Annotated in this window: 19 protein-coding genes and 1 tRNA gene; 5 read left to right on the top strand and 15 right to left on the bottom strand. The window is 67.1% G+C overall.

Going from position 1 to position 20,525, the window contains the following annotated elements; all coding sequences use genetic code 11:
* Nucleotides 1–23: 23 nt before the first annotated feature.
* The 3 genes from QYL93_RS04580 to QYL93_RS04590 all read right to left on the bottom strand — a co-directional run bounded on the left by QYL93_RS04580 (nt 24) and on the right by QYL93_RS04590 (nt 1,675).
* Nucleotides 24–410, bottom strand: coding sequence for a hypothetical protein (locus tag QYL93_RS04580; RefSeq protein WP_305742544.1), 387 nt, complete (start codon nt 408–410; stop codon nt 24–26).
* A 121-nt stretch (nt 411–531) separates the two neighbouring features.
* Nucleotides 532–939, bottom strand: a complete 408-nt coding sequence (locus QYL93_RS04585) for a zinc-ribbon domain containing protein (protein WP_305742545.1) — start codon at nt 937–939, stop codon at nt 532–534.
* A 241-nt stretch (nt 940–1,180) separates the two neighbouring features.
* The gene (locus QYL93_RS04590; protein WP_305742546.1) at nt 1,181–1,675 is read right to left on the bottom strand and encodes an Lrp/AsnC family transcriptional regulator; all 495 of its coding nucleotides are present in this window, start codon (nt 1,673–1,675) and stop codon (nt 1,181–1,183) included.
* A gap of 98 nt (nt 1,676–1,773) precedes the next feature.
* Here QYL93_RS04590 and QYL93_RS04595 point away from each other — a divergent pair, with 98 nt between their 5' ends.
* A complete protein-coding gene (locus QYL93_RS04595; protein WP_305742547.1) occupies nt 1,774–2,661 on the top strand; it encodes an EamA family transporter in 888 nt (295 codons plus the stop codon).
* 386 nt (nt 2,662–3,047) lie between these two features.
* Entirely contained in the window at nt 3,048–3,401 is a 354-nt protein-coding gene (locus tag QYL93_RS04600) for a hypothetical protein (protein WP_305742548.1), read from the top strand.
* A 212-nt stretch (nt 3,402–3,613) separates the two neighbouring features.
* Here QYL93_RS04600 and QYL93_RS04605 read toward each other — a convergent pair whose 3' ends face one another.
* The 5 genes from QYL93_RS04605 to QYL93_RS04625 form a co-directional block, all read right to left on the bottom strand.
* A complete protein-coding gene (locus tag QYL93_RS04605) occupies nt 3,614–4,903 on the bottom strand; it encodes a hypothetical protein (protein WP_305742549.1) in 1,290 nt (429 codons plus the stop codon).
* A gap of 795 nt (nt 4,904–5,698) precedes the next feature.
* A tRNA-Arg gene (locus QYL93_RS04610) sits at nt 5,699–5,773 on the bottom strand.
* Nucleotides 5,774–5,920: 147 nt separating this feature from the next.
* Nucleotides 5,921–10,414, bottom strand: a complete 4,494-nt coding sequence (locus QYL93_RS04615; RefSeq protein WP_305742550.1) for a translocation/assembly module TamB domain-containing protein — start codon at nt 10,412–10,414, stop codon at nt 5,921–5,923.
* A gap of 58 nt (nt 10,415–10,472) precedes the next feature.
* Nucleotides 10,473–12,395 (bottom strand): autotransporter assembly complex family protein, encoded by a 1,923-nt coding sequence (locus QYL93_RS04620; protein WP_305742551.1) that lies wholly within the window; start codon nt 12,393–12,395, stop codon nt 10,473–10,475.
* A gap of 226 nt (nt 12,396–12,621) precedes the next feature.
* A complete protein-coding gene (locus tag QYL93_RS04625; protein WP_305742552.1) occupies nt 12,622–13,158 on the bottom strand; it encodes a hypothetical protein in 537 nt (178 codons plus the stop codon).
* 509 nt (nt 13,159–13,667) lie between these two features.
* Here QYL93_RS04625 and QYL93_RS04630 point away from each other — a divergent pair.
* Together QYL93_RS04630 and QYL93_RS04635 are read left to right on the top strand one after the other, a co-directional pair.
* Nucleotides 13,668–14,153: a DUF4279 domain-containing protein gene (locus QYL93_RS04630; protein WP_305742553.1), complete on the top strand. Its 486-nt coding sequence runs from the start codon at nt 13,668–13,670 to the stop codon at nt 14,151–14,153.
* 195 nt (nt 14,154–14,348) lie between these two features.
* On the top strand, nt 14,349–14,780 hold the full coding sequence (locus tag QYL93_RS04635; protein WP_305742554.1) for a hypothetical protein: 432 nt from the start codon (nt 14,349–14,351) through the stop codon (nt 14,778–14,780).
* A gap of 99 nt (nt 14,781–14,879) precedes the next feature.
* Here QYL93_RS04635 and QYL93_RS04640 read toward each other — a convergent pair whose 3' ends face one another.
* The 4 genes from QYL93_RS04640 to QYL93_RS04655 form a co-directional block, all read right to left on the bottom strand.
* Complete coding sequence (locus QYL93_RS04640; RefSeq protein WP_305742555.1) at nt 14,880–15,122, bottom strand: hypothetical protein; 243 nt, start codon at nt 15,120–15,122, stop codon at nt 14,880–14,882.
* Nucleotides 15,123–15,184: 62 nt separating this feature from the next.
* Nucleotides 15,185–15,457, bottom strand: coding sequence for a hypothetical protein (locus QYL93_RS04645; protein WP_305742556.1), 273 nt, complete (start codon nt 15,455–15,457; stop codon nt 15,185–15,187).
* Nucleotides 15,442–15,717, bottom strand: coding sequence for a hypothetical protein (locus QYL93_RS04650; RefSeq protein ID WP_305742557.1), 276 nt, complete (start codon nt 15,715–15,717; stop codon nt 15,442–15,444). Before QYL93_RS04650 ends, QYL93_RS04645 begins: the two co-directional genes overlap by 16 nt.
* Before the next feature lie 295 nt (nt 15,718–16,012).
* Entirely contained in the window at nt 16,013–17,218 is a 1,206-nt protein-coding gene (locus QYL93_RS04655; RefSeq protein ID WP_305742558.1) for an MFS transporter, read from the bottom strand.
* 122 nt (nt 17,219–17,340) lie between these two features.
* On the opposite strand from QYL93_RS04655, the gene QYL93_RS04660 reads away from it, so the two are divergent.
* Nucleotides 17,341–18,249: a LysR family transcriptional regulator gene (locus tag QYL93_RS04660; RefSeq protein WP_305742559.1), complete on the top strand. Its 909-nt coding sequence runs from the start codon at nt 17,341–17,343 to the stop codon at nt 18,247–18,249.
* A gap of 132 nt (nt 18,250–18,381) precedes the next feature.
* Here the strand turns inward: QYL93_RS04660 and QYL93_RS04665 are convergent, their stop codons facing one another.
* Genes QYL93_RS04665 through QYL93_RS04675 form a run of 3 tightly spaced genes read right to left on the bottom strand, consistent with a single transcriptional unit; the run spans nt 18,382 to nt 20,469 of the window.
* Nucleotides 18,382–19,569: a VWA domain-containing protein gene (locus QYL93_RS04665; protein ID WP_305742560.1), complete on the bottom strand. Its 1,188-nt coding sequence runs from the start codon at nt 19,567–19,569 to the stop codon at nt 18,382–18,384.
* A gap of 28 nt (nt 19,570–19,597) precedes the next feature.
* Nucleotides 19,598–20,203: a GNAT family N-acetyltransferase gene (locus QYL93_RS04670; protein ID WP_305742561.1), complete on the bottom strand. Its 606-nt coding sequence runs from the start codon at nt 20,201–20,203 to the stop codon at nt 19,598–19,600.
* A gap of 5 nt (nt 20,204–20,208) precedes the next feature.
* Entirely contained in the window at nt 20,209–20,469 is a 261-nt protein-coding gene (locus QYL93_RS04675) for a hypothetical protein (protein WP_305742562.1), read from the bottom strand.
* Nucleotides 20,470–20,525 lie beyond the last annotated feature (56 nt).

The following is a 20,525-nucleotide window of genomic DNA, read 5'->3' on the forward strand; positions in this document are numbered from 1 at the left end:
GTCGATGCACAGGTCCCTCGTGCCTAAGTGGGTGTATCGCTGAAGGGCTCCGCTGCTACCTGGTGCTCGTCCTCGTAGACGATGTAGCCGGGCCGCTTGGTCTTTAGGACATCCACCGGCACATCATGCTCGGCAAGCAAAGCGGACATGCGCCGCATCTGGCGGATATGCTCCACCGCAGAGTCCTTGAACCAACTTAAGGCCACCTTCTTGGCGTGTGGCCGGGCAGCCCGAGCGAAGCTGCTTGGCTGCTTCAGGTGGTGGCGGAACCAGTCCCGCAACTCCATGTAGACGTCCTGATGATGGCCTTGCAGGCGGCCTTCGGACTCCAGATCTGCCAGAGCCTGGAACAGGCCCTGGCGTCTTCCAGAGTCGTCATCATTTTTGTGAACTACAAAACGCGTGAACATCGTTGCGCGATTGTGCGTTCGGCCGAGGTCGGTGCCTGGCAAAAGAGCGAAGTCGGACAAGCAACCGGGTGCCGCAAAGCGGGGTCTGCCGTGCTCTCCATGCCAGGCGTCCCCGTCCGCATCAGCACTCGCGCCCCCGCAACAGGGCCAGCAACATGTGGATGTTGCATTCGTCCCGGCTCCCGCCATAGTCCACATGCTGCTGCAGAAGGCCGTGCCAGCGCCGCAGGAACGGGGTGTCGGCATTGCATTCGGACCTGGCGGTTTGCCAGCGGTGCGCGCATGCCACCAGTTCGGCTTCAATCTGCATCCGGGTGGCGAAGCACTCCGCGCACAGCACCCGGGCCTGCCAGATGTAGTCCTTTCGCACTTCGTATGACTCACGCTGTTCCTGACCGGTAAACACCGCCGCTTTCTTGCAGTGCCGGCAGGTGTAGTGGCGGTCGCTGTACTCGCGAGGGGGCGACTGGTAGGCATACGACTGCTTGCTGCTGTCGGACCAGTGTTCGGGTGAGGTGGGCACCGCCATGGTGTTCGGCCTTTGCTCATTCTTTTCCATCAGATGGTGCTTCTTATTTTTCGTTCAGGGCAGGTTAGCAGCTGCGAACCATTGCCCAAAGCCCTGTTGCGCGCTAGCAGTTGTGTAGCCTCCACCTCCACCTCCACCTCCACCTCCACCTCCACCTCCTCCTCCTCCTCCTCCTCCTCCAACGCGATAACTGCGCTGGTCAGTGCATAAGAGCTTAGATGTCGGCAGCCAGGGTCACTACTTAGGCCACGCCACCCTGACCCATGCCCAGCGGCACCTGCAACCCCGCCTTCAAACACCCCAGTGACACCGACGTCCGAAACCGCCGCACGTTGTCATCGCCCTCGAACAGCCGCCGCGTCAGCGCCTCGTAGTCGGCCATGGATGCCACCGTCACCACCAGCAGGTAGTCCGCCTCGCCCGTCACGCAGTAGCACTGCTGCACGGCGGCTTCGGTGGCGATGCGCGCGCGCAGCGGGGCGGTGCGGTCGGGGCGTTCGTTCTCCAGGTGCACTTCGACCATGATGGTCAGGGGCAGGCCCACCTTTTCGGGATCGATCACAGCCACGTTGGCGCGGATCACGCCGGTCTGCGCGAGCCGCTGGATGCGCCGCTGCACGGCGGGCGCCGACAGGTGCACCGCCTGCGCGATGGCGCGCTGGGGCGTGGTGTTGTCGCGCTGCAGGATGTCGAGAATGGCCAGGTCGAAGGCGTCCAGGGCAGGGGTAGAGGGCATGGTCGGACTTTTACGACGGAATAGGTGTGAGCGAAAATTGCGTGGCGGGGCTGAAATTCGAGTCAAAAACAAACCATGGTCGAACTATATTTTCAGCCATGTCCTTCCTGTTGATCCGCTACCAGCGTTTTGTTCCCTTTCTCGCCGTGCTCGGCGCCGTCACGGCCCTCGGCATCGGCACCTCGTGGGCCAAGCACTACCTGTTCCCTTTGGTGGGCGCGCAGGGCACCACGGCCGTGCGCGTGGGTTTCTCGGCGCTGCTGCTCTTGCTGCTGTGGCGGCCCTGGCGCTGGCACTTGTCGCGCAAAGACCTGCGCGCCATCGTGCTCTACGGTGCCATGCTGGGCGCCACCAACCTCACGTTCTACATGTCGCTGCGCACGCTACCCTTCGGGCTGGCCGTGGCCATCGAGTTCTCGGGCCCGCTGCTCATGGCCGTGCTGTCCTCGCGCCGCGCCATCGACTTCGTATGGGTGGCCCTGGCCGTGGTGGGCCTGGGCATGCTGCTGCCCCTGGGCATGAACGGCAGCACCCTCGATCCCGTGGGCGTGGCCTATGCCCTGGCAGCCGCCGCCTTCTGGGCTCTGTACATCGTGTTCGGCAAGCGCGTGGGGCATTTGCACGCCGGGCATTCGGTCTCCCTGGGCCTGCTGGCTGCGGCCGTGGTGGTGGTGCCCGTGGGCGTGGTGCATGCCGGCGCCGCGCTGCTGTCGCCCTACGTGCTGCTGGTCGGCGTGGGTGTGGCGGCCGTCTCCAGCGCCATCCCCATCTCGCTGGAGATGATGGCCCTGAAGCGCCTGCCCAAGGAGGCCTTCGGCATCATGATCAGCATGGAGCCCGCCGTGGCCGCACTGCTGGCATTGGTGCTGCTGGGCGAGGTGCTGACCTTCAACCAGTGGCTGGCCATCTGCCTGATCATGTCGGCGTCGATGGGGACGGCCATGACGGCGCGGCGTGCCGAGCAGGGCAAGCTGCAGCCGGCGTAGTGGCGGGCCGGGTGACATCCTTTTCAGCCGTTCCGATTCTGTGGCATGCCATACCTGTTCACCCTGCGGCTTTTGAGCTACTTGGACTTCGCGCCATCCATCCGGGTCGGTTCTCTGACATGTGCCTGTAGGACAGCGGGGGCTGCCAGGCGGTGGCATGCAGGCCCTGGCCGAGGCCCGTACTCCTACACCTTGCACGCAAACATCCCGCCATAGTGGAGTTGCCGCTTTCATGGTGCGGTGCCACGTGGGCAGACGTGGCCGGATAGGCGCCGAGGCGATTGCGGGTATCACAGCCGGCCTATCTTTTGCCCGCCCTTCGGGGCGGGCATTTTTTGGCGGTTCGGCGGGCGGGCGAGGGGGGCTCGCTATGGGCAGGCCAGCATTTGGATTGGCGCCTGCTGGAGCGGCGCGGGTCGAGCGTGCTGTGGAACGACGTGCGCTGCTTCGGCGGCCAGCTGTGGGTGGCGTCAGACTACCAGCTGCGCGTACGGATCGGGCACGAACTGGTGGCGCCGGAGCACGAAGGCAGGCCGGTGCTGGCATCGGGCTACATGGATGCGCACGACGGGCTGCTTCTGGTGGCGGATCTGTGGTCGGCATCGACCTTCGATGGAGCCGTCTGGCGGCAAAAAGTCGACACCTGCTGGCTTTTGCGGACTGGCGCAGCGTGCAAGCCTGTACGTGCGTTGGCAAGCGATCCGCAGGCCCTCAGGATGGTCACTGCTGTCCTGGCCTGATGTGCACCGCGAGCCCACACAAGGGGGACTCCTGAACCGCTGAGTGTCCGGGACTGACAGCGCGTGAACGATATGAGGCGATCCGGCTCGCTAGATCCAGGAGACGCGCCCGGTGTAGTGCGCCTGCCGGCTGGCGGACCACCGCATGGTGGTGCCCCCCGCTGCAGCGCTGCTTGCCAGCGCCGCGGGCACCTATCTCACTGCACCTCACGCTATTTGCAAAAGCGCGCAGAGTAGGGGTTGACCTCCGCAGTGCCCGCATAGGTGAAGGCGTACATCAGCGAGTAGACCTGCGAGTTGAGCGTGAAGCCCTGCGGGTAGTAGCCCAGCGCCAGAACGCGGCGGTCGGACAGCACGGTGCCAAAGCCCAGGTAGTCGGGCTGGTAGCTCAGCGCCGCCAGGCTGAGGATGGTGCTTTGGCCCGAGATGATGTCCACGCGGTCGGGGCCGAAGCCAAAGCGCAGGGGCTCGATGAAGCGGCCGCCACCGTTGTAGCAAAGGTAGGTGCGCGCAGCGGGCGGGAAGGCGAAGTCCGCGGGGATGACCGAGCCGGGCACCGGTGTGGGCGTGGGTGTAGGTGTTGGCGCTGGCGTTGGAACAGGGGTCGGTGGGGGCGCAGGCACCGGCTGGGGCGTCGGCGTGGGGGCGGGCACGTCCACGGGAGCCGAGGGCGTGTTCTGGTAGATGGTCTTCTGGTAGGTCTTGCCGGTGGCTGCGGACGAGTACCCCGCCGTCACGATGAGCCCGGGAATGCCCGACACATCGAGCGCGCTGGTTACCGAAATGGTCTTGCCCGCCAGGGTCACGGGGTTGGTGAAGTAGGGCACAGGCTTGTCGAAATAGCCCGACACCCAGCCCGCCTGGGTCAGGTTCAGCAGGATGCCGGAGGTCGGCTCAGTCGCTGTGATGAAGTAGTTGCCCTGGCCGGCGTGCAGGGCCGAGGGCTTGAACACGGCGTCCAGCGTGAGGCTCTTGGCGTCGCCGGTGACCTTGGCTTCGATGCGGTAGTGCTCAGGGTTGTAGACATTGCCCAGCGAGGTGCCGGCTGGCAACACAATAGGGTTTGGTGCGTAGCTCCCTATGGTCGAGTAGATGGTCCCGTCATCGAACACCACGGCAGTACTGTGTTGCCCTGCTGCGATCAATGAAATGCCTTTGCCATTGGTGGGAATGTTGAGCTGGCCTTCGCCATAGGCCCCCCAGGCCACAATGGTTCCATCCCGCTTGAGCGCCACGGAATGCAGCCCTCCCGCTGCAATCGCGACCACATCGGTAAGGCCGACGGGCACATCGCTCTGGCCGTGCTGGTTCCTGCCAAAGCCGACGACCGAGCCATCCTTCTTGAGCGCCAGCGTATGCATGTAGCTCGATGAAATGGCCACTACATCCTTCAAGCCTGCAGGCACGTTGGTCTGTCCGTAGGTGTTGGCCCCCCAGACGCGCAGCGTGCCGTCACGTTTGAGCGCGACTGCATGATCTTCTCCTGCAGCGAGTGCAAGCACATCGCGAAGGTCCGCTGGAATCGTGGCAGGCGGTTGATCGCCCCAGGAAACGACCTGGCCGTCATCGCGGGATGCCAAGTGGAAGCGGTTGCCCCCAGCAATGCTCGTGAACCGGCCTGGGTACTCCCGTGCAAGGACCGTCTTGGTAAAGGTTCCGGCCCAGGCTTTGTGCAGCTCGATAGAGCCATCGGTTTTCAATAGCAGCGAGTCCCAAGCTCCGCTGGCGATTTTTTCAACACCGCTGGTACCCGGTTCAATCCACGTCGGGCCACGGCTCTTCTCTCCGAAACCCATTGGTCGTCCATCGCTGCCCATGGCCGTGAAATGAGAAGCACCGCCGCTGATCGCAGGCTGCGCAGCCCGCGCCAGTATTGGCATGGCAAAGCACGTGAGCAGCACGGCCCACAGGATGACGAGATGCAAACGGTAGTTTTGCGGAATGCGCTGTTGCTGCATGGATTGCAATATCTCTAGAGGAAACGGATGGGGTGGCCGCGGCATTTTTGTTGTCGTTGCGTCTGGTGCGCGGCGCCGTGCAGAAGCTCCAAATGAAATGCCCATGGCAACAAGTGCCGTGTTCGTCCATCCGCCATTCCGGCTACCTCGCGTGCGCAAATGCATGGAATGGGAGCAGCTGTGTTTCTGAACGTATCACATTGCCGTGAATAGGCCAAGCAGCTTTCGTCTGGGCAAGGCAGGTCGCCCGTCGTTGTCGCGGTTGCAGCAGGTGAAGGGGAGTTTGGCGCCGAAGGCGGCTTCGTTTGGCGGCGAAACCATGATGGGCCATGGCGGGATTGGTCCCCTCGACAGGAATCGAACCTGTATCTAGCGCTTAGGAGGCACTCGTTCTATCCATTGAACTACGAGGAGGACGCAGCCGGCGATTGTATGGGCTGCGCGGGGGCTCCTGCGGCAAGGCCGGGTTTTTGCGCCGTGCACTGCCCCCGCATGCGGCTTTGCGTTTAGCTGCATGGCAAGGCGAACCAACGACGCCAGGTGGTTGAACGCAATGCCGCATCAGTCGTACTTCAGCGTGTAAATGATATCCACCGCACTCTGCGCCCCCGTCTGCCCGCGCAGGGTGAGCCGGCGCGACAGGTCATAAAAGATGTACAGCGTGCCCAGGGTGCCCGACAGGCTGCGCTCGTACGTCACATACAGGTCGGTGGACAGGCGCTTGCCGAAGGTGAGCGCCGCGCCGGTGGCGTCGTCGCCCGAGCCGGGGCCCTTGAAGCCGATTTCGTCCAGGCCCAAGCGGCTGGCCACGTTGGCGGTGCCGCCGCCGCCCTTGCGGCCCAGCAGGGCCAGGGCGGCCTGTTGCAGCACGGCGGCTTCGGCGCCGCCGGCAGCGGCGTCGCGGCCCAGCACCACCCAGGACAGTTTTTCGGCGTCGGGCAGCTCGGGGTCCGAGTACAGGCGCACGCGCGGTGCCAGGGCCGAGCCGCTGACCTGCACGCCCGCGCGCACGCTGATGTTGGGGCGCAGCGCCAGGATGTCGAGCGAGGGGTTGTTGTACGGGCCGTTGAAGCGGATGAGCCCGGTCTCCACGTCCAGCACCTGGCCCCAGGCGCGGTAGCGGCCCTGCTCGGTGCGCACCTCGCCGATCACGCGCGGGGGCGCGCCGGGCACGGCGCTGCTGCGGATGTCGAGCTCGCCTGTCAGGCGCGTGGTGATGCCCTGGCCCTGCAGCGCAAAGTCGTTCCCCAGGTTCAGCGTGATGGAGATGTCGGGCGGCTTGGCCGTGGTGGGCGTGGTGCCGGTGGCGGGTTGGGCGGCGGCCTGCGTGGCCTTGGCCACTGCCTGGGCCTTGGCCTGCGCCTCGCGGTCCTTGGCGGCCGAACGCACCACCACGTCGCTGCCCAGGCTGGGCGCGGTCTCGTCGGGCAGGATGATGGTGGCGCGGTCGGTGGTCAACTGCCCGCGCACGCTGAACTGGCCCTGCTGCAGCTGCGCCTGCACCTTGCCCGACACGCTGACCTGCCGGTCGGCCCGGCCCAGCACCTGCAGGGCCTTGGCCTCGGCCTGAAAATTCATGCCCAGGCCCGACATGCCGTTGGTTGCATCGCCCCAGGTCACGCGGCCGGTGCCGGTGATGCTGCCACCGTCCTGCGGGGCGGCCGTGCGGTTGCCGCTGTAGCCGGGGATGCGCGCTTTGCTGCCGCTGCCGCCCTTCAAGCGAAACTCGGTGATATCGAGCTGGTTGCCGTTGAGCGCGGCGCGCAGCCTCCCGCCTTGCAGGTCCACCCCGTCAAGCACGGAGCGCACGGCCAGCTCGTCTGCCCCCAGCGTGCCGGCCCAGCGCGGCGCGGCGCGGGTGCCCGACAGGCTTGCGTTGGCATCCAGCGTGCCGCGCACGCGCCAGCCTGGCGGCGCCAGGGCCGACCACACGCCCACGTCGGGCAGGCGGGCGCGCAAGGTGCCGGCCAGGGGCGCATCGGGCGCAAGCGTGGTGTCGGCCAGGCTGCTGCCCAGGGTGAGGCGGGTGCTGGCCGTGGCGTCGACCTCGCCAGCGCGGTCGCTGGCCCACACCAGCTTGGCGCGCAGGGCATCGCCCTCGGCCTCCAGGCTCAGCTCGGCCTGGCGCACGCCGGCATTGCTGCCGCTGCCGGGCTCTTCGGTCACGGTGGCCTTGGCGCTGCCGGCGCCGGTGCCTTGGCCGCTGCTCTGCACGGTGGTGATCGTGGCCGTGCTGTCGCCGGCCAGAATGCGCAGGTCGCCCGAGGCGCGGCGCACGCTGGCGCTGGCGCGCAATGCATTGCTGGTGTCCACGTTCCACTGCCCGTCGAACACGATGTTGCCGGCCAGGCCCAAGCGGGCCAGCAGGGGCTGGGCGGGCTTGCCTGCGGCATCGCTGCCGCCGCCAAAGGCATCCACCCAGGCCATGGGCAGGCCCTGCAGGCTGCCCTGCGTTTGCAGGCGCAGCGGGCTGCCGCCGCCACCGGCGTAGGTGATGGGCTGCCAACGCAGCGTGGCGGTGCCCGGCACCGGCCCGGTGATGCGCGCCTGACCGGCCGTTGCCTGCACCGACAGGGCGGCGCTGCTAGCGGCCGGGGTGGTGCCCGATGCCGCAGCAGCAGCAGGGGCTGGCGTGGCCGCACCCATGCGCAGTTTCACGGTCACGGGCTCGGCCAACTGCACGGCCCAGGGGCCGGGCAGTTGCGTGTCCTGCGCCTGCAGGCGCAGCTCGGTCACCTGGGCCTGCCATTCATTGGCGCCGCCCATGCCGCCCGACAGCCGCGTGCGCACCGTGGCGCGCTGCGTGCCGGTGCGGGCCTCGCCATCCAGCGCCAACTTGGCCTGGGCGAGCGAGCCCGACACTTCGGCATTCACGCCGCGCAGCTGGATGGCGGACATGGGGCTCGCAACCCCTGTAGCGCCCTTGCCCGGTGGCAGCGCCACGTCGAGCTGCGGCGCATTTACGCGCGCCTGCAGGGTGAAGTTGCTCGCGGCGTCCTTGCCGCTTGCGGGCAGGGCCTTGCCGGCCGCCAGCGCCTCGATCTGGCGTTGGGCGGTCTGCCAGCCGCCCGTCCAGCGCGCATTGAGTTGTGCCTGGCCCTTGGCCGTGGCGCCCTTCATGGCATCACCCAGGCCCGGCAGGCTGGCCAGCCAGGCCTGCGTGCGCTCGGCATCGCTCAGCTGCACCTGCAGCTCGCCCGCGCCCTTGGTGGGTGCGATCTGGCCATTGGCACTGGCCGTGGCGCCCGGCACCGTGGCGCGCAGCTGGCCCTGGGCCGATTGTTCGCCAATGGCCACGCGCAGCTGCGTGGCCTCTACCTTGGCCTGCAGGGCGTCGAGCAGCAGGCGGTCCAGCTGCACCGTGCCGCCGCCCGTCTGCGCCAGGTACTGGCCCTGAGCGGTGAAGACATTGATGCGCAGCAGCGGGGCGCCTTTCTTGCCCGCTGCCTGCACGAGGGCTTGCGCAGGGGCCGTGCCCGTGGCGCGGATGTCTGCCGTAAAGCGCACGGCCTGGTCGGCCTGGCCCTGGGCGGTGATGCGCCCGCCCAGCGGTGCTGCGGCCAGCGCGGTGTGCAACACATCAGGTCGCAGGTTGCGCAGCTCGGCCTGGCCTTCCGCCGCGCCGGTGGCGGGGGTGAACTGGCCCTTCAGTGCAATGGTGCCTGCGGCCATGCCCGTGCCGATGGTGGCGGTGGCAGCGGGCACATCCCAGCGCGCGCCGTCAAAGCCCGCGCGGGCCTGCAGTGCGGCCAGGGGCAGGTGCCTGGTGTCCCACGGGCCGGGCAGGTCGTTGCGCAGGTCGGCCTCGATGTTCCAGCCCGTGCCGGCGAGTGAGGGCGCCGCAGCGGGCGAGGTGGGTGTGGATGCCGGGGCCGAGGGGGCGGCAGGGGCGCCAGGGGCAGCAGCCGTGGCCGCGACCGGGTCCACGTGCACCGTGCCATGCAGCAGCGTGCGCGGCGCCTGGGGCCACAGGGCCGCCAGGTCCAACGCCTTGAGGGTGGCCTGTGCCTGCTTGAGCGGTTGGGGCACCCAGGGGAGGATGGTGGCCTGCACATCGGCCTGCATGGGCTCGGCGGGGGTCTTGGCGGCGGTTGCCGCCGCTGGCGCGTTCTTGCGCGGTGCAGCGGCGGGTGCCGATGCGGACGAGGCCGCCGCCTGCGCCGCCACCGCCACGGGCTGCAGCCGCGCGGCCAGCTCCAACTGCGCCGCCGCCGTGGCCAGCGTGCCCTGCAGCGTGGCGTGCGCGCCCACCTGCAGCGGGTTGCCACCGCCCGGGGGCGTGGTCTGCACCGTGCCGTCCACCGTGGCGTCGATGGCCATGGGGGCCAGGGCCTGCAGCTTCACGCGTGCGCTGTAGCGGCCCTGGGCCAGCTCCACGTTGTCGATCTTCAGGTGGTGCTCGCTGCCGTCGTAGCGGTAGTCACCGGCCAGGTTCTGGGCCTGCACGGCGGGCCGGCCGGCCCGCCCTTCCTGCTGCGGCGGTTGGCCGGCCAGGCTGATCTGCTGCTCGGGCGAGCCCGCCCACTCCAGGTTGTCCACCTTGAAGGGCACGGCCACCTGCACGGGCAGCACCAGCTGCTCCAGCGGTTTCAGGGGCTCGTTGCTGCTGGGCGCCGTGGCCTGGGGGGTGATGCGCACGCGCGCGGCATGCACCTCGCCCAGCTCCACCTTGCGGCTGAGCAGCGGGGCCAGTTGCCAGCCGATGCGCGCGCCGTCTACCTCCACCACCATGGCCGGGCTGCTCCAGCGCAGCCAGCCAATGCTGCCGCCCGCGCGCAGCGATCCGCTCACGTCGCGGCTCTCCAGCTTCTGGTCCGCCGGCAAGTACTGCGCGGCGCGCGCCAGAGCCAGGGCCAGCGATGTATTGCTGCCCGCCCACCACCACGCGCCCCCGCCCACGGCCAGCACCAGCGCCAGCAGGCCCAGCACCAGCCAGGCCAGCAGCCGCAGCCAGCTGCGGCGCCGGCGCGGCGGTGGCGGCGGTGCCGACGACCCGGCGCTGAAATCGGGCGAACGGATGGCAGTGGCAGAGGAAGGCGGGTTGCGTGCGGACATCAATCAATCTGTCAGAGGATCAGGCGGGCGGTGAGGGGTAAAAAAGAGAAGGGTCCGGTCAGAAGCTGAAGCCCAGCCGCAGGTGCAGCCTCAGCTCCTTGGCCTGCACGCCATAGGCCAGGTCGGCCTGCAGCGGGCCCACCGGGCTGCGCCAGCGCACGCCGGCACCCACGCCCACGCGCGGGTCCAGGTCGCCCAGCTTGTCGGCCACGGCGCCGGCATCCACGAACAGGGTGCTCTCCCAGTCCGTCATGCTGCCCTTGTAGACGATGGGGCGCTGCCACTCCAGGCTGCCCACGGCCATGTAGCGCCCGCCGTAGAGCTGGTCGTTGTCGGTGCGCGCACCGATCTTGCGGTAGCCATAGCCGCGCACCGTGGTGTCGCCCCCGGTCAGGAAGAGTTGGGTCACCGGCAACTGCGCGCCCTCGCGCGCAAACACCGCGCCGCCCTCGGCCCGCACCGCCAGCCGCGCTGCGCGCGATGCGCCGTCGTCGGCCACCACACGGCCTGCCGGGATGAAGGTCTGCCAGCGCAGCAGCGTGCGCACAAAGGGGGCGCGTTCGGGCGTGAGCGTGGTGCCCACGCCCAGCTCGGCCGCAATGCCGTGGCCGCGCGTGGGCGCGGTGTTGTTGTTGAAGTAGCGGCCCGTCCAGCCGTAGTTCACGCTCAGCGCCGTGCCCGAGGGCGAGGCGTTCAGCCCCTGGCTCTTGGCATAGTCGTACTGCAAAAAGTAATTGCGGTCGATGTTCTTGGTGCTCTTGCTGCGCCCGCCGCGCATCCGGGCGCTGTTGGTTTCGTAGTCGCCCGTGTCCTCGCGCTGCACCTGGCCGCCGGCAAACCATCGCCAGCCGTTCTCGCCGGGCAGGTCGGTCCACTCGGTGCTGAGCAGCTTGTTCTTGCGGTCGAGCGACAGCTTGCTCACCGCGCGCCAGCCCAGCAGGGGCATCTGGTTGTGGATGTGGTCAATGGTCAGGCGCGGCCCGCTGTCGGTCGACAGGCCCGCACCAAATACCACCTTCTGCAACTGCGCCTCGCGCACCTGGGCCACCACCGGCACGGCCAGCGGGTCGGTGCCCTCGGTGTCCAGCGTCAAGAACACCGCGTCGTAGTACCCGCTGCTGGCCAGGCGCAGTTGCGCGTCCAGCAGCTCCGTCTCGTCGTAGATCGCGCCCGTGGGCAGGCGCGCCAGGCGGCGCGCGCCATCGGGGTCGTAGCGCTGGTTGCCGTCCACCCGCAGCGGGCCAAAGCGGTACAGCGGGCCCGTGTCGTAGGCCACGCTCAGGTTCGCCTCGTGCTTGTCGGCATCCACCTCGGCACGGCTGTTGGTGATGCGCGCCGTGGGGTAGCGGCGCACCTGCAGCTGGCGCAGACCATCGTTCTTGGCGCTGTCCCACGCCGACTGGGTGAACGCCTTGCCCGGCGGCAGCCCCCAGCCGTTCTGCACCCGCCGCAGCTGGCGTGTGCGGCCCTCGCCATCCTGCGCGTTGCTCACCGCCTCGGCAAAGGTGATGTCGGCCTTGGCAATGTGCGTCTGCGGCCCCGGGTCCACCGTGATCACCACCGTGCGCGGTGCCAGCTTGGCATCGGGCGTTTCGGTCAGCTCCACCTTGATGGTGGGCGCAAAGTAGCCCAGCGTGCCCAGCAGCTCGCGCGCATTGGAATCGGCCGCGCCCAGCAGGCGCTGCAGCTCGCTGGCCTGCAGGTCGGGCAACTGGCGAAAGCGCTGCAGCTCCAGGTGCCGCTCCAGCGTCTCGCGCACCGAGTCCGGCCCGCGCACCTCCACCGCAAACGAGGGGCTGCCGTCCGAGTCCGCCTCGATGGGGCTCGACGCCGCATCGCGCGGCGCCTCCTCACCCCCGCGCCCGGGCAGCAGGCTGCAGCCCTGCAGCAGCAGCGACGAGGCGGCACTGAAAAGCAGCAACGCCGACCATCGGGCCGGCGTTGAAAAAAGGGCAGTGTGCGAGAGGGGGCTACGGGACACGGCAAACAGCTTCGGTTGGGATGGACGATGTCATGGTACGGCACGGTGCAGACACGGCAGGCACAGCGGCACCAGGGGTGCGAGCGGTGTGCCAGGGGGCCTGCCAGCGATGCCACACTATCGCCGCAAAAAGCGCGTTTCCTTGTAAGACAGATTCCCGCAGCGTATAGGGGTGTGTCCGTTGCGAGGGTCCTCCTGGCCGCAAGCGCTTGGGGCACATGCCCCATCAAATCACCACCCACAGCGCCACCCCTACCACCGCACCCACCAGCAAGGCCGGTGCGGCCACCGACCAGTCCTGCGTCGACGGCACACTGGCCCCGAAGGCCGATGCCGCCAGCCAGGCGTGCAGCCAGTAGATGACCCCCGACCCGGCTCCGGGCATGAAGGTGGTGGCCCACCAGAAGCTCAGGGGCGCCAGGGCAACCGGTGCCAGCGCAATCGGCAGCGACCGAAAGTATCCCGCCTGGAACCGCACCGACCCCAGGCGCCAGCCGCCGTGCGTTCGCACCGGCACCAGGTTGGGCATGGTGGGCCGGGCCCCCAGCAGCGCAGCGACGACCCAGTGCATGGCCTCATGCAGCGCAGTGCCCGGCAGCACCGCCAGGCAGTACGACCACATGCCGATGTGCACGCACAGGCGCTGGAAGACGAGGATGCCGGCCAGCACCAGCCAGTCTCTTGAATCCAGGGCCTGGGCGCGCACGGTGGCCCAGGCCAGGGGGTGGGTGATAGCTTCGGTGATCCATGCGGGGTCGTCCATGGGAAATCAATTTTTCATTCGTTGAAAAGGTGGGTGAGAGGGCGCGCCAAGAGCCTGGCACCGATGGCCATTGTCACGATGAAATGGGGGGCGCGTGTCGGAGAGCATGCCTTGTGGGGTGCCGAGATTGGTGCCCCGGGGGGCGCGGGCCCGACGCGGGCCCATGCTGCGCGGTGAGCTTCGCGGCGCGCGCGGCCGGGCCGGGCGCATGCATCGCGGCCCAGCCGGGCACGCGCGTCCTTCCCTGCGCATGCGCACGACCTGTCGGCCCGCGCCCAGATCGCGAGCGTCGCCTGCGACCTGGACTGACCCCTGCCCCCGTGGGCCTCTACCGCCACCAGGGCGTGCCCGACTCGCCCAGCATGGAGACCTTCGTGCGCACGCTCAAGGGGGCTGTGAAGGGAGCGGTTTGAGGCGGGGTGAGGTGCCGGTGGGCAGTGCGGTTGCTGATACCCTGGCGGCACTGCCCCCGGGGGCTCGCGCATCACACCCAAGTCAGAAGGAATCAGATGGCCCGTATCTCCACCACGGTCCGGCGGCGCGTGGAACGCGGCGTGCGGCGCCGGGACAAAATTCTTGCCGACCCCACTTACCGCGGCACACCCCGCCTCTACCGCTTCGATGCATCGCTGCGCATCGCCGGTATCGGCGAGCAACACGACGCCATGCAGCTTCGGACGGGCATCGAGCCCACCCGTGTTGTCCGCAAGGGCGAGCCATGGTTCGCCGGAAAGCGATGGCAAGAGGATCTGTGGCGCCTGGACTCGCCATTGGGTGGCGTGGCCCCGCTAGACGCACACCTGCAATGGCTCTGGCAGACCATCGCTCCGCACCAGGACTATTTTCGACAGCTCATCGCGCTGTCATCCAGTGCCGAGCTGGTTCTTGGGTGCTTCTCTGAAAGCCCGTATCCGTACCTCACGGTGGAGAGTGATTCCCTGCACCTTCTTCGGGAGTTGAACCTGGGGGTTTCCTTCAACTTCACGTGCGTGTAGGCAGGGCGCAGGACCTGAGCGGCGTGGCGCAGCGCAGTGGGCAGGGCCTCACCCCAAAAGATCTGCGTGGAGCCCACCCTGGCCACTGCTACGATGACGGCTACAGCCCGGACGCGGGTATACAAGGGCCTCGCAAGGTTCTCCAGCCGACTGGCATGGGTAGCACTCTCTACAGAACGTCTGGCGTCAAAAAACATGCACTCCTGGCACGACTTTCATATCACTGGCTACGCTGTCGATGGCAAACGCCGCGAGCTGGTCTTTGAACTGGAGTGGCCCTATGACCCAAGCGCCGAACCAAAGCGGGCGAAGCTTGGGTTTTCCGGGGTCGAGTGCTACTTCCTGGAGCACGACCTGGGCGGTAACATCGTGTACTCGTTCGAAGAGCGGCCGCTGCGGGAGTTTTTGACGGAATGGACTGATCGCTTCGAGACCGAATACAAATGGGGCTGGCCCAAATTCTGGCGCCCGGTCCCTCATCCGAAGCGCCCAGTGGAAGTCGAACGAGAAGAATCGCTTCAAACGCTTTCTTCCATGCAGCTAAGGTGCATCGAGTTATCCAGCTCCTATGGATTGAGCGGGTGGATTCTGGCTGTGGGAAGCCACCATTCATCCATGGATGTCTGACCACGCACCGCGCCGGCTCGCATCTCACTTTCAAGAAATGGTCTATGGCGATTCAACGGCGAGTGTCTTCCGTGGCTGAGATGGGCCTTAAGCGAAGCTTCACGCCGAACCGAAGGCCCTGGCATGGGTGGCTTGCAGCCACGCCTTGTCCGGCTGCCCGTTGAAGCCCACCACGGCATCGACGCCGCACTGGGGGCAGATGGCCGTCTGGTCCTGGTTGTCGCCATCGCACCATTCCCTAATGGCGCCAGGCGCGAACGTCCCAAAGCAGTAGTAGCAAGCAGCCACCTCACTGCCGAGAAGCGCATCGCGGTGCAGCGACGATCCGCACGTTCTGCCCATGGTGTCAACCAATCCAGATGGTGGTGGGCCGGGGCACAAGAGAGATCGTGGCCTGAAGTGCTTCAATGGTCATTTCTATTCGGGTGAGCACGTATTCGTGAACCGGATTTGGCGATGCGGTCGAGACCCAGTTCTGGAGGGTTCGCAATCATCGCAGACAGCGGGTATGTCATGTCGAGAGGGACGCCCGATGAAAACAGAGGGATCCATTGCGCGCCGATTTTCTCTGCACCTTGCAGCCAAATTGCATTGACCACTTCCTCCGTCGACACCGGATGTGTTGATGCTGCGGTGGCGCCATCGATCTCACGCTCGACGATCAGCAATACGGGCAAACGAAAGCTCCTTCATTGTGGCGGCGTTGGCCAGTCAACTTCTTCCAATACCCACCAGAAGCTCTCTCTGGAAGCAGCACGATCCAGATAGACGAATCATCCAGACGCTGAAAGCAAGCAGCCTGGCCCATCTCGTTCGCTGGATGGGTGTGCCAGTCGGGCTCTTTGACCGAGATGATTTCTCCCGCTCGCAGTCCCGCTTGAATGGCCTCGTCATAGTTTTCAAAATCGCTCAACCTTTGAACATCTTTGGGGGTCAAAAAGGCAGGGTGTCATGGCGCGAGGCCCGTCAGCGTTTCCAAGCGGCGACGCATTGAGGCGTCGGACTGCTCCAGCCAGACGATGCATGACTCCGGATTCCCCTCGATGCCTGCGTTGGCCGCATCCACCAAGGGCACCGGAAGGTAGCAAAGCAGGTAAAGGCGTGCGGAAAGCCGTGGATGGCTGTCCTCGACAAAGAACGACACCCAGCCGACGGGGAGTCGCGCCGCCCCTTTACTTCGACAAAGTTATCACCTCAGATAGCCCTGGGCCAAACGCCAACTGGCACGCGCGCTACCGCATTGCCGATCGCCCCAGCCGCCCCACCAACCCCGCACCCACTGCCGCGAACAGCGCCACCACCGCCCCCACCACCCCCACACTCCCAACCCCCCATAGCGGAATGCTCGCCCCGCCCAAGATAGCCCCCAGCGCAATGCCCCCATTGGCCGCCGACACGTTGATCGTCCCCGCCAGGGCCTGGGCCTTGGGGGCGGACTTCATCACGCGGATCTGGCAAACGGGGTAGAGCGCGGTGTTGGCCACGCCCCATACGGCCAGTGCCAGGACCAGCGCGGGGCGCGACGTGGCCAGCGCAACCGTGGCGGCCATGCCTATGGCCAGCAGGGCACTGAAGCCGGCCGTGGTGGCCAGGGGCTTGCGGTCGACCCACAGGCCGCCGAGCCAGTTGCCGGCCAGGCCCACTGCACCAAAGCCCATCAGCCACCAGCCGACCTGGGCGGGGGGTACGTGGGCGATTTTCTCCAACACCTCCGCCAGGTAGGTGTAGCCGGTGAACATGGCGGTGAACACGGCGACGGACAGCAACACGTTGCCAATGAAGAACGGGTCTTTCAAAATCAGCGCCTTCTCGCCCAGCCGCACGCGCTTGCCTGGCGCCATGGTGGGCATCAACACCTGCAGCAGCACGGCCACCAGCAGGCACAGCGCTGCCAGCGCCCAGAAGGCGCCGCGCCAACCCAGGGTGGCCCCGGCCACGGTGCCCAGGGGTATGCCGAACAGCATGGCGCCCGATATGCCCAGGTACACGGTGGATACGGCGCGGCCGGCGCGCGCGGGCCCGGCCAGTTGCGCTGCGGTTTCGCTGGCGGTGCCCCAGAACACGGGCAGGGCCAGGGCGGGCACGATGCGGGCGATGGCCAGCGTCCACAGGTTGGGGGCCAGCGCGGCAACGGCGTTGGATGCGGCAAACAGCAGCAGCACGCCCAGGAAGAGGCGCTTGCGCTCCCAATGCGCGAGCCAGGCGGTGAGCACGGGGCCGAACAGCATCACCACCATGGCAAACAGCGTGACCAGCTGGCCTGCGGCAGACACCGAAACGTTCAGATCCGCAGCCAGCGCGGGCAGCAAGCCCACCATGAGGAACTCGGTGGTGACGATGACAAAGGCCGCGATGGCCAGGATGATGGTGGAGGCGGTGCCGGTGCCGGTGGCGGCGGGGCTGGCGCTAACGGCTGCGGGGGGTGAAAGAGAAGACATGGAGACATTGATGGAAACTAATCCGGTCAGTCTATTGAAGAAATTGAATCTTATTGGCGATAATTTTTCCGGCGGTTATAGAATGAATTTCCTGAATCATGGGGTTGAAGGGAGGGTGACCAATGCAATCGGTAGAGCGGCTCAAGGGCATCGATGTGTTCGTGGCCGCGGCGGCGGCGGGCAGCTTTACGGCGGCGGCAGAGCGGCTGAGCCTGACGAGCTCGGCCGTGGGCAAATCCATTGCGCGGCTGGAGGCGCGGCTGGGCACGCGCCTGTTCGAGCGCACCACCCGGCGCCTGCGGCTGACGGACGCGGGGGCGGCCTTCCACCGCATCTGCGTGCGGGTGCTTGAAGAACTGGAGTCGGCCGAGCGTGTGCTGGCGGCCGACGCGGCGGAGCCGTCGGGCCGGTTGCGGGTGGACCTGCCCGCCACCTTTGGCCGGCTCAAAGTGATGCCGCTGCTGCTGCAGTTCGTCAGCCAGCATGCGGCGGTGCAGCCCTATGTGTCGTTCACCGACCGTTTCGTCGACGTGGTGGACGACGGCATCGACGTGGCCGTGCGCATCGGCGGCGCAGACACTTGGCCCGCCAACCTGGGCCACCGGTTTCTGGGCACCGAGCGGCTGGTGTTCTGCGCATCGCCGGCGTACCTGGGCCTGCGCGGCGTGCCCGAGTCGCTGGACGACCTGGCCGGCCACGACGCAGTGGCCTATGGCCGGGCAGACGGCAGCGTGAGCCCGTGGCGCACAGGCGGTGCAGACGCACCCGCAGAGCGCCGCATGGTGGAGAGCCGCCTGGTGGTAGGCGATGGCGAATCGCAGCTCGACGCCGTGGTGGCCGGCCTGGGCATTGCGCCGCTGGCCACCTGGCTAGCGGATGGTCACCTGGCTGCCGGGCGCCTGGTGCCGATACTGCCGCAGCTGGATGCGGACGGGTTGCCGCTGCACATCGTGTGGCCGCTCAGCAAGCAGCTGCTGCCCAAGGTGGATCGGCTGGTGGACCACCTGGCAAGGCACCTGCAGATTAGATAGGGGCAGGGCGGCCGGGGCCTGTCATCGCCTGCGCCTGGCAGGCGGGGGAGGAGCAGAGTTGGCGCAAGGAGCGCCAGTAGCAACGGGTCAGCCGATCGCGTCAGCCGCGGGCGCCGTGCCGCCCACGCCCCCTTACTTCGACAACAACCGCATCGTCTCTTCCAACCCCTTCAACGACAACGGAAACATCCGATTCCCGATCAGCTGCTGCACGATGCTGATGCTCTGGCGGTACTGCCACACGCCCTGGGGCTCGGGGTTGATCCAGGCGAACTTGGGGAAGGCGTGGGTCAGGCGCTGGATCCACTCGGCGCCGGGTTCTTCGTTGTTGTATTCCACGCTGCCGCCGGGCTGCAAAATCTCATAGGGGCTCATGGTCGCGTCGCCCACGAAGATGAGTTTGTAGTCCTTGTTGTACTTGCGGATGATGTCCCAGGTGGGGAATTTCTCGGCAAAGCGGCGGCGGTTGTTCTTCCACATGAAGTCGTACACGCAGTTGTGGAAGTAATAAAACTCCAGGTGCTTGAACTCGGTCTTCACGGCGCTGAAGAGTTCTTCCACGCGCTGGATGTGCTCGTCCATGGTGCCGCCCACGTCCATCAGCAGCAGCACCTTCACGTTGTTGTGGCGCTCTGGCACCATTTTGATGTCCAGGTAGCCGGCGTTGGCCGCGGTGCTGCGAATGGTGTCGGGCAGGTCCAGCTCCAGGTCGTTGCCCTCGCGCGCAAACTTGCGCAGGCGGCGCAGCGCCACCTTGATGTTGCGCGTGCCCAGCTCCTGCTGGTCGTCGTAGTCCTTGTAGGCGCGCTGCTCCCACACCTTCACGGCGCTCTTGTTCTTGCCGGCGCCGCCTATGCGCACGCCCTGCGGGTTGTAGCCGCCGTGGCCAAAGGGGCTGGTGCCGCCGGTGCCGATCCACTTGCTGCCGCCCTCGTGGCGCTCTTTCTGCTCTTCGAGGCGCTTTTTCAGCGTCTCCATCAGCTCGTCCCAGCCCATCTTTTCGATGGCGGCCTTTTGCTCGGGGGTCAGCTCGTTCTCCAGGATCTTGCGCAGCCAGTCGGCCGGCACTTCCTTGGTGAAGTCGGCCAGCATCTCCACGCCCTTGAAGTAGGCGCCGAAGGCCCGGTCGAACTTGTCGTAGTGCTTTTCGTCCTTGACCAGGGTCAGGCGCGAGAGGTTGTAGAAATCGTCCAGGCTCCACGAGTCGTCGGAGCGGGGGCCCACCACGCCGGCCTCCAGCGCCTCCAGCAGGGTGAGGTATTCCTTGACCGACACGGGCAGCTTGGCCGCGCGCAGGGTGTAGAAAAAGTCGATGAGCATGGTGGGGTGCCTCCTCGGTCAGGCAGATTCAGGCGGTTGCATCGCGCCGGGCGCGCAGGTACAGCAACTGGGCGCGGGCCTCGGGCCACTCGCCGGCGCGCATGCTGTACATCACCGTGTCGCGGATGGTGCCGTCGCGGCGCAGCGCGTGGCCGCGGATCACGCCGTCCTTGTGCGCGCCCAGGCGCTCGATGGCGCGCTGCGATGCGAAGTTGTAGTTGTCGGTGCGCCAGCCCACCACGTTGCAGCCCAGCGTGTCGAAGGCGTGGCCCAGCATCAGGAGCTTGCAGGTGGTGTTGACGTGGCTGCGCTGCACACTCTGGCGGTACCAGGTGTAGCCGATCTCCACGCGCTTCACGGCGGGCAGTATGTCGTGGTAGCTGGTGCTGCCCAGCACGGTGCCGCTGGCCTCGTCGACCACGGCAAACGCAAAGCGGTCGCGCGTGGCCAGGGCAGTCTCGATGTAGGCGCGCGTGTCCTGCGGCTCGGGCACCGAGGTCACGCGCAGGGTCCACAGCTGGCCGTCGGCCGCAGCGGCTTGCAGGCCGGCTTCATGGTGCAGGGCCAGGGGCTCCAGGCGCAGGCCCTGGTCGCGCAGGGTGACGGGTTGCACGAACGTCGACGACGGCTGCATGCGGTTCATTCCTTGGGGAGTTGTGCTGCTGCAGTTGCTGCCTGCTTTTGCCGGCGCTGCAGTTGCCAGCGCCGTGCGGCGTGCAGGCCCAGGCCGCCGCCCACGCTCACCAGGGCAATGCCGCCCAGCGTGGTGGCGCCGTAGCCGGGCGCAAAGATGTCCAGGCCCATCCACTGGCCCAGCCAGAAGCCGGCCAGCGCGCCGCCGAGAAAGCCGATGGCGTCGGCTACGCCGTCGATCAGCGAGGGGGTGTTTGCTTGGGTCATGGGTGGGTGAGTGGTTCGTGTGGAGATCAGCGGTACGGCCCGCCGCCGCGCCGCCT

Source organism: Acidovorax sp. A1169, from assembly GCF_030704685.1.
GTDB lineage: Bacteria > Pseudomonadota > Gammaproteobacteria > Burkholderiales > Burkholderiaceae_C > Acidovorax.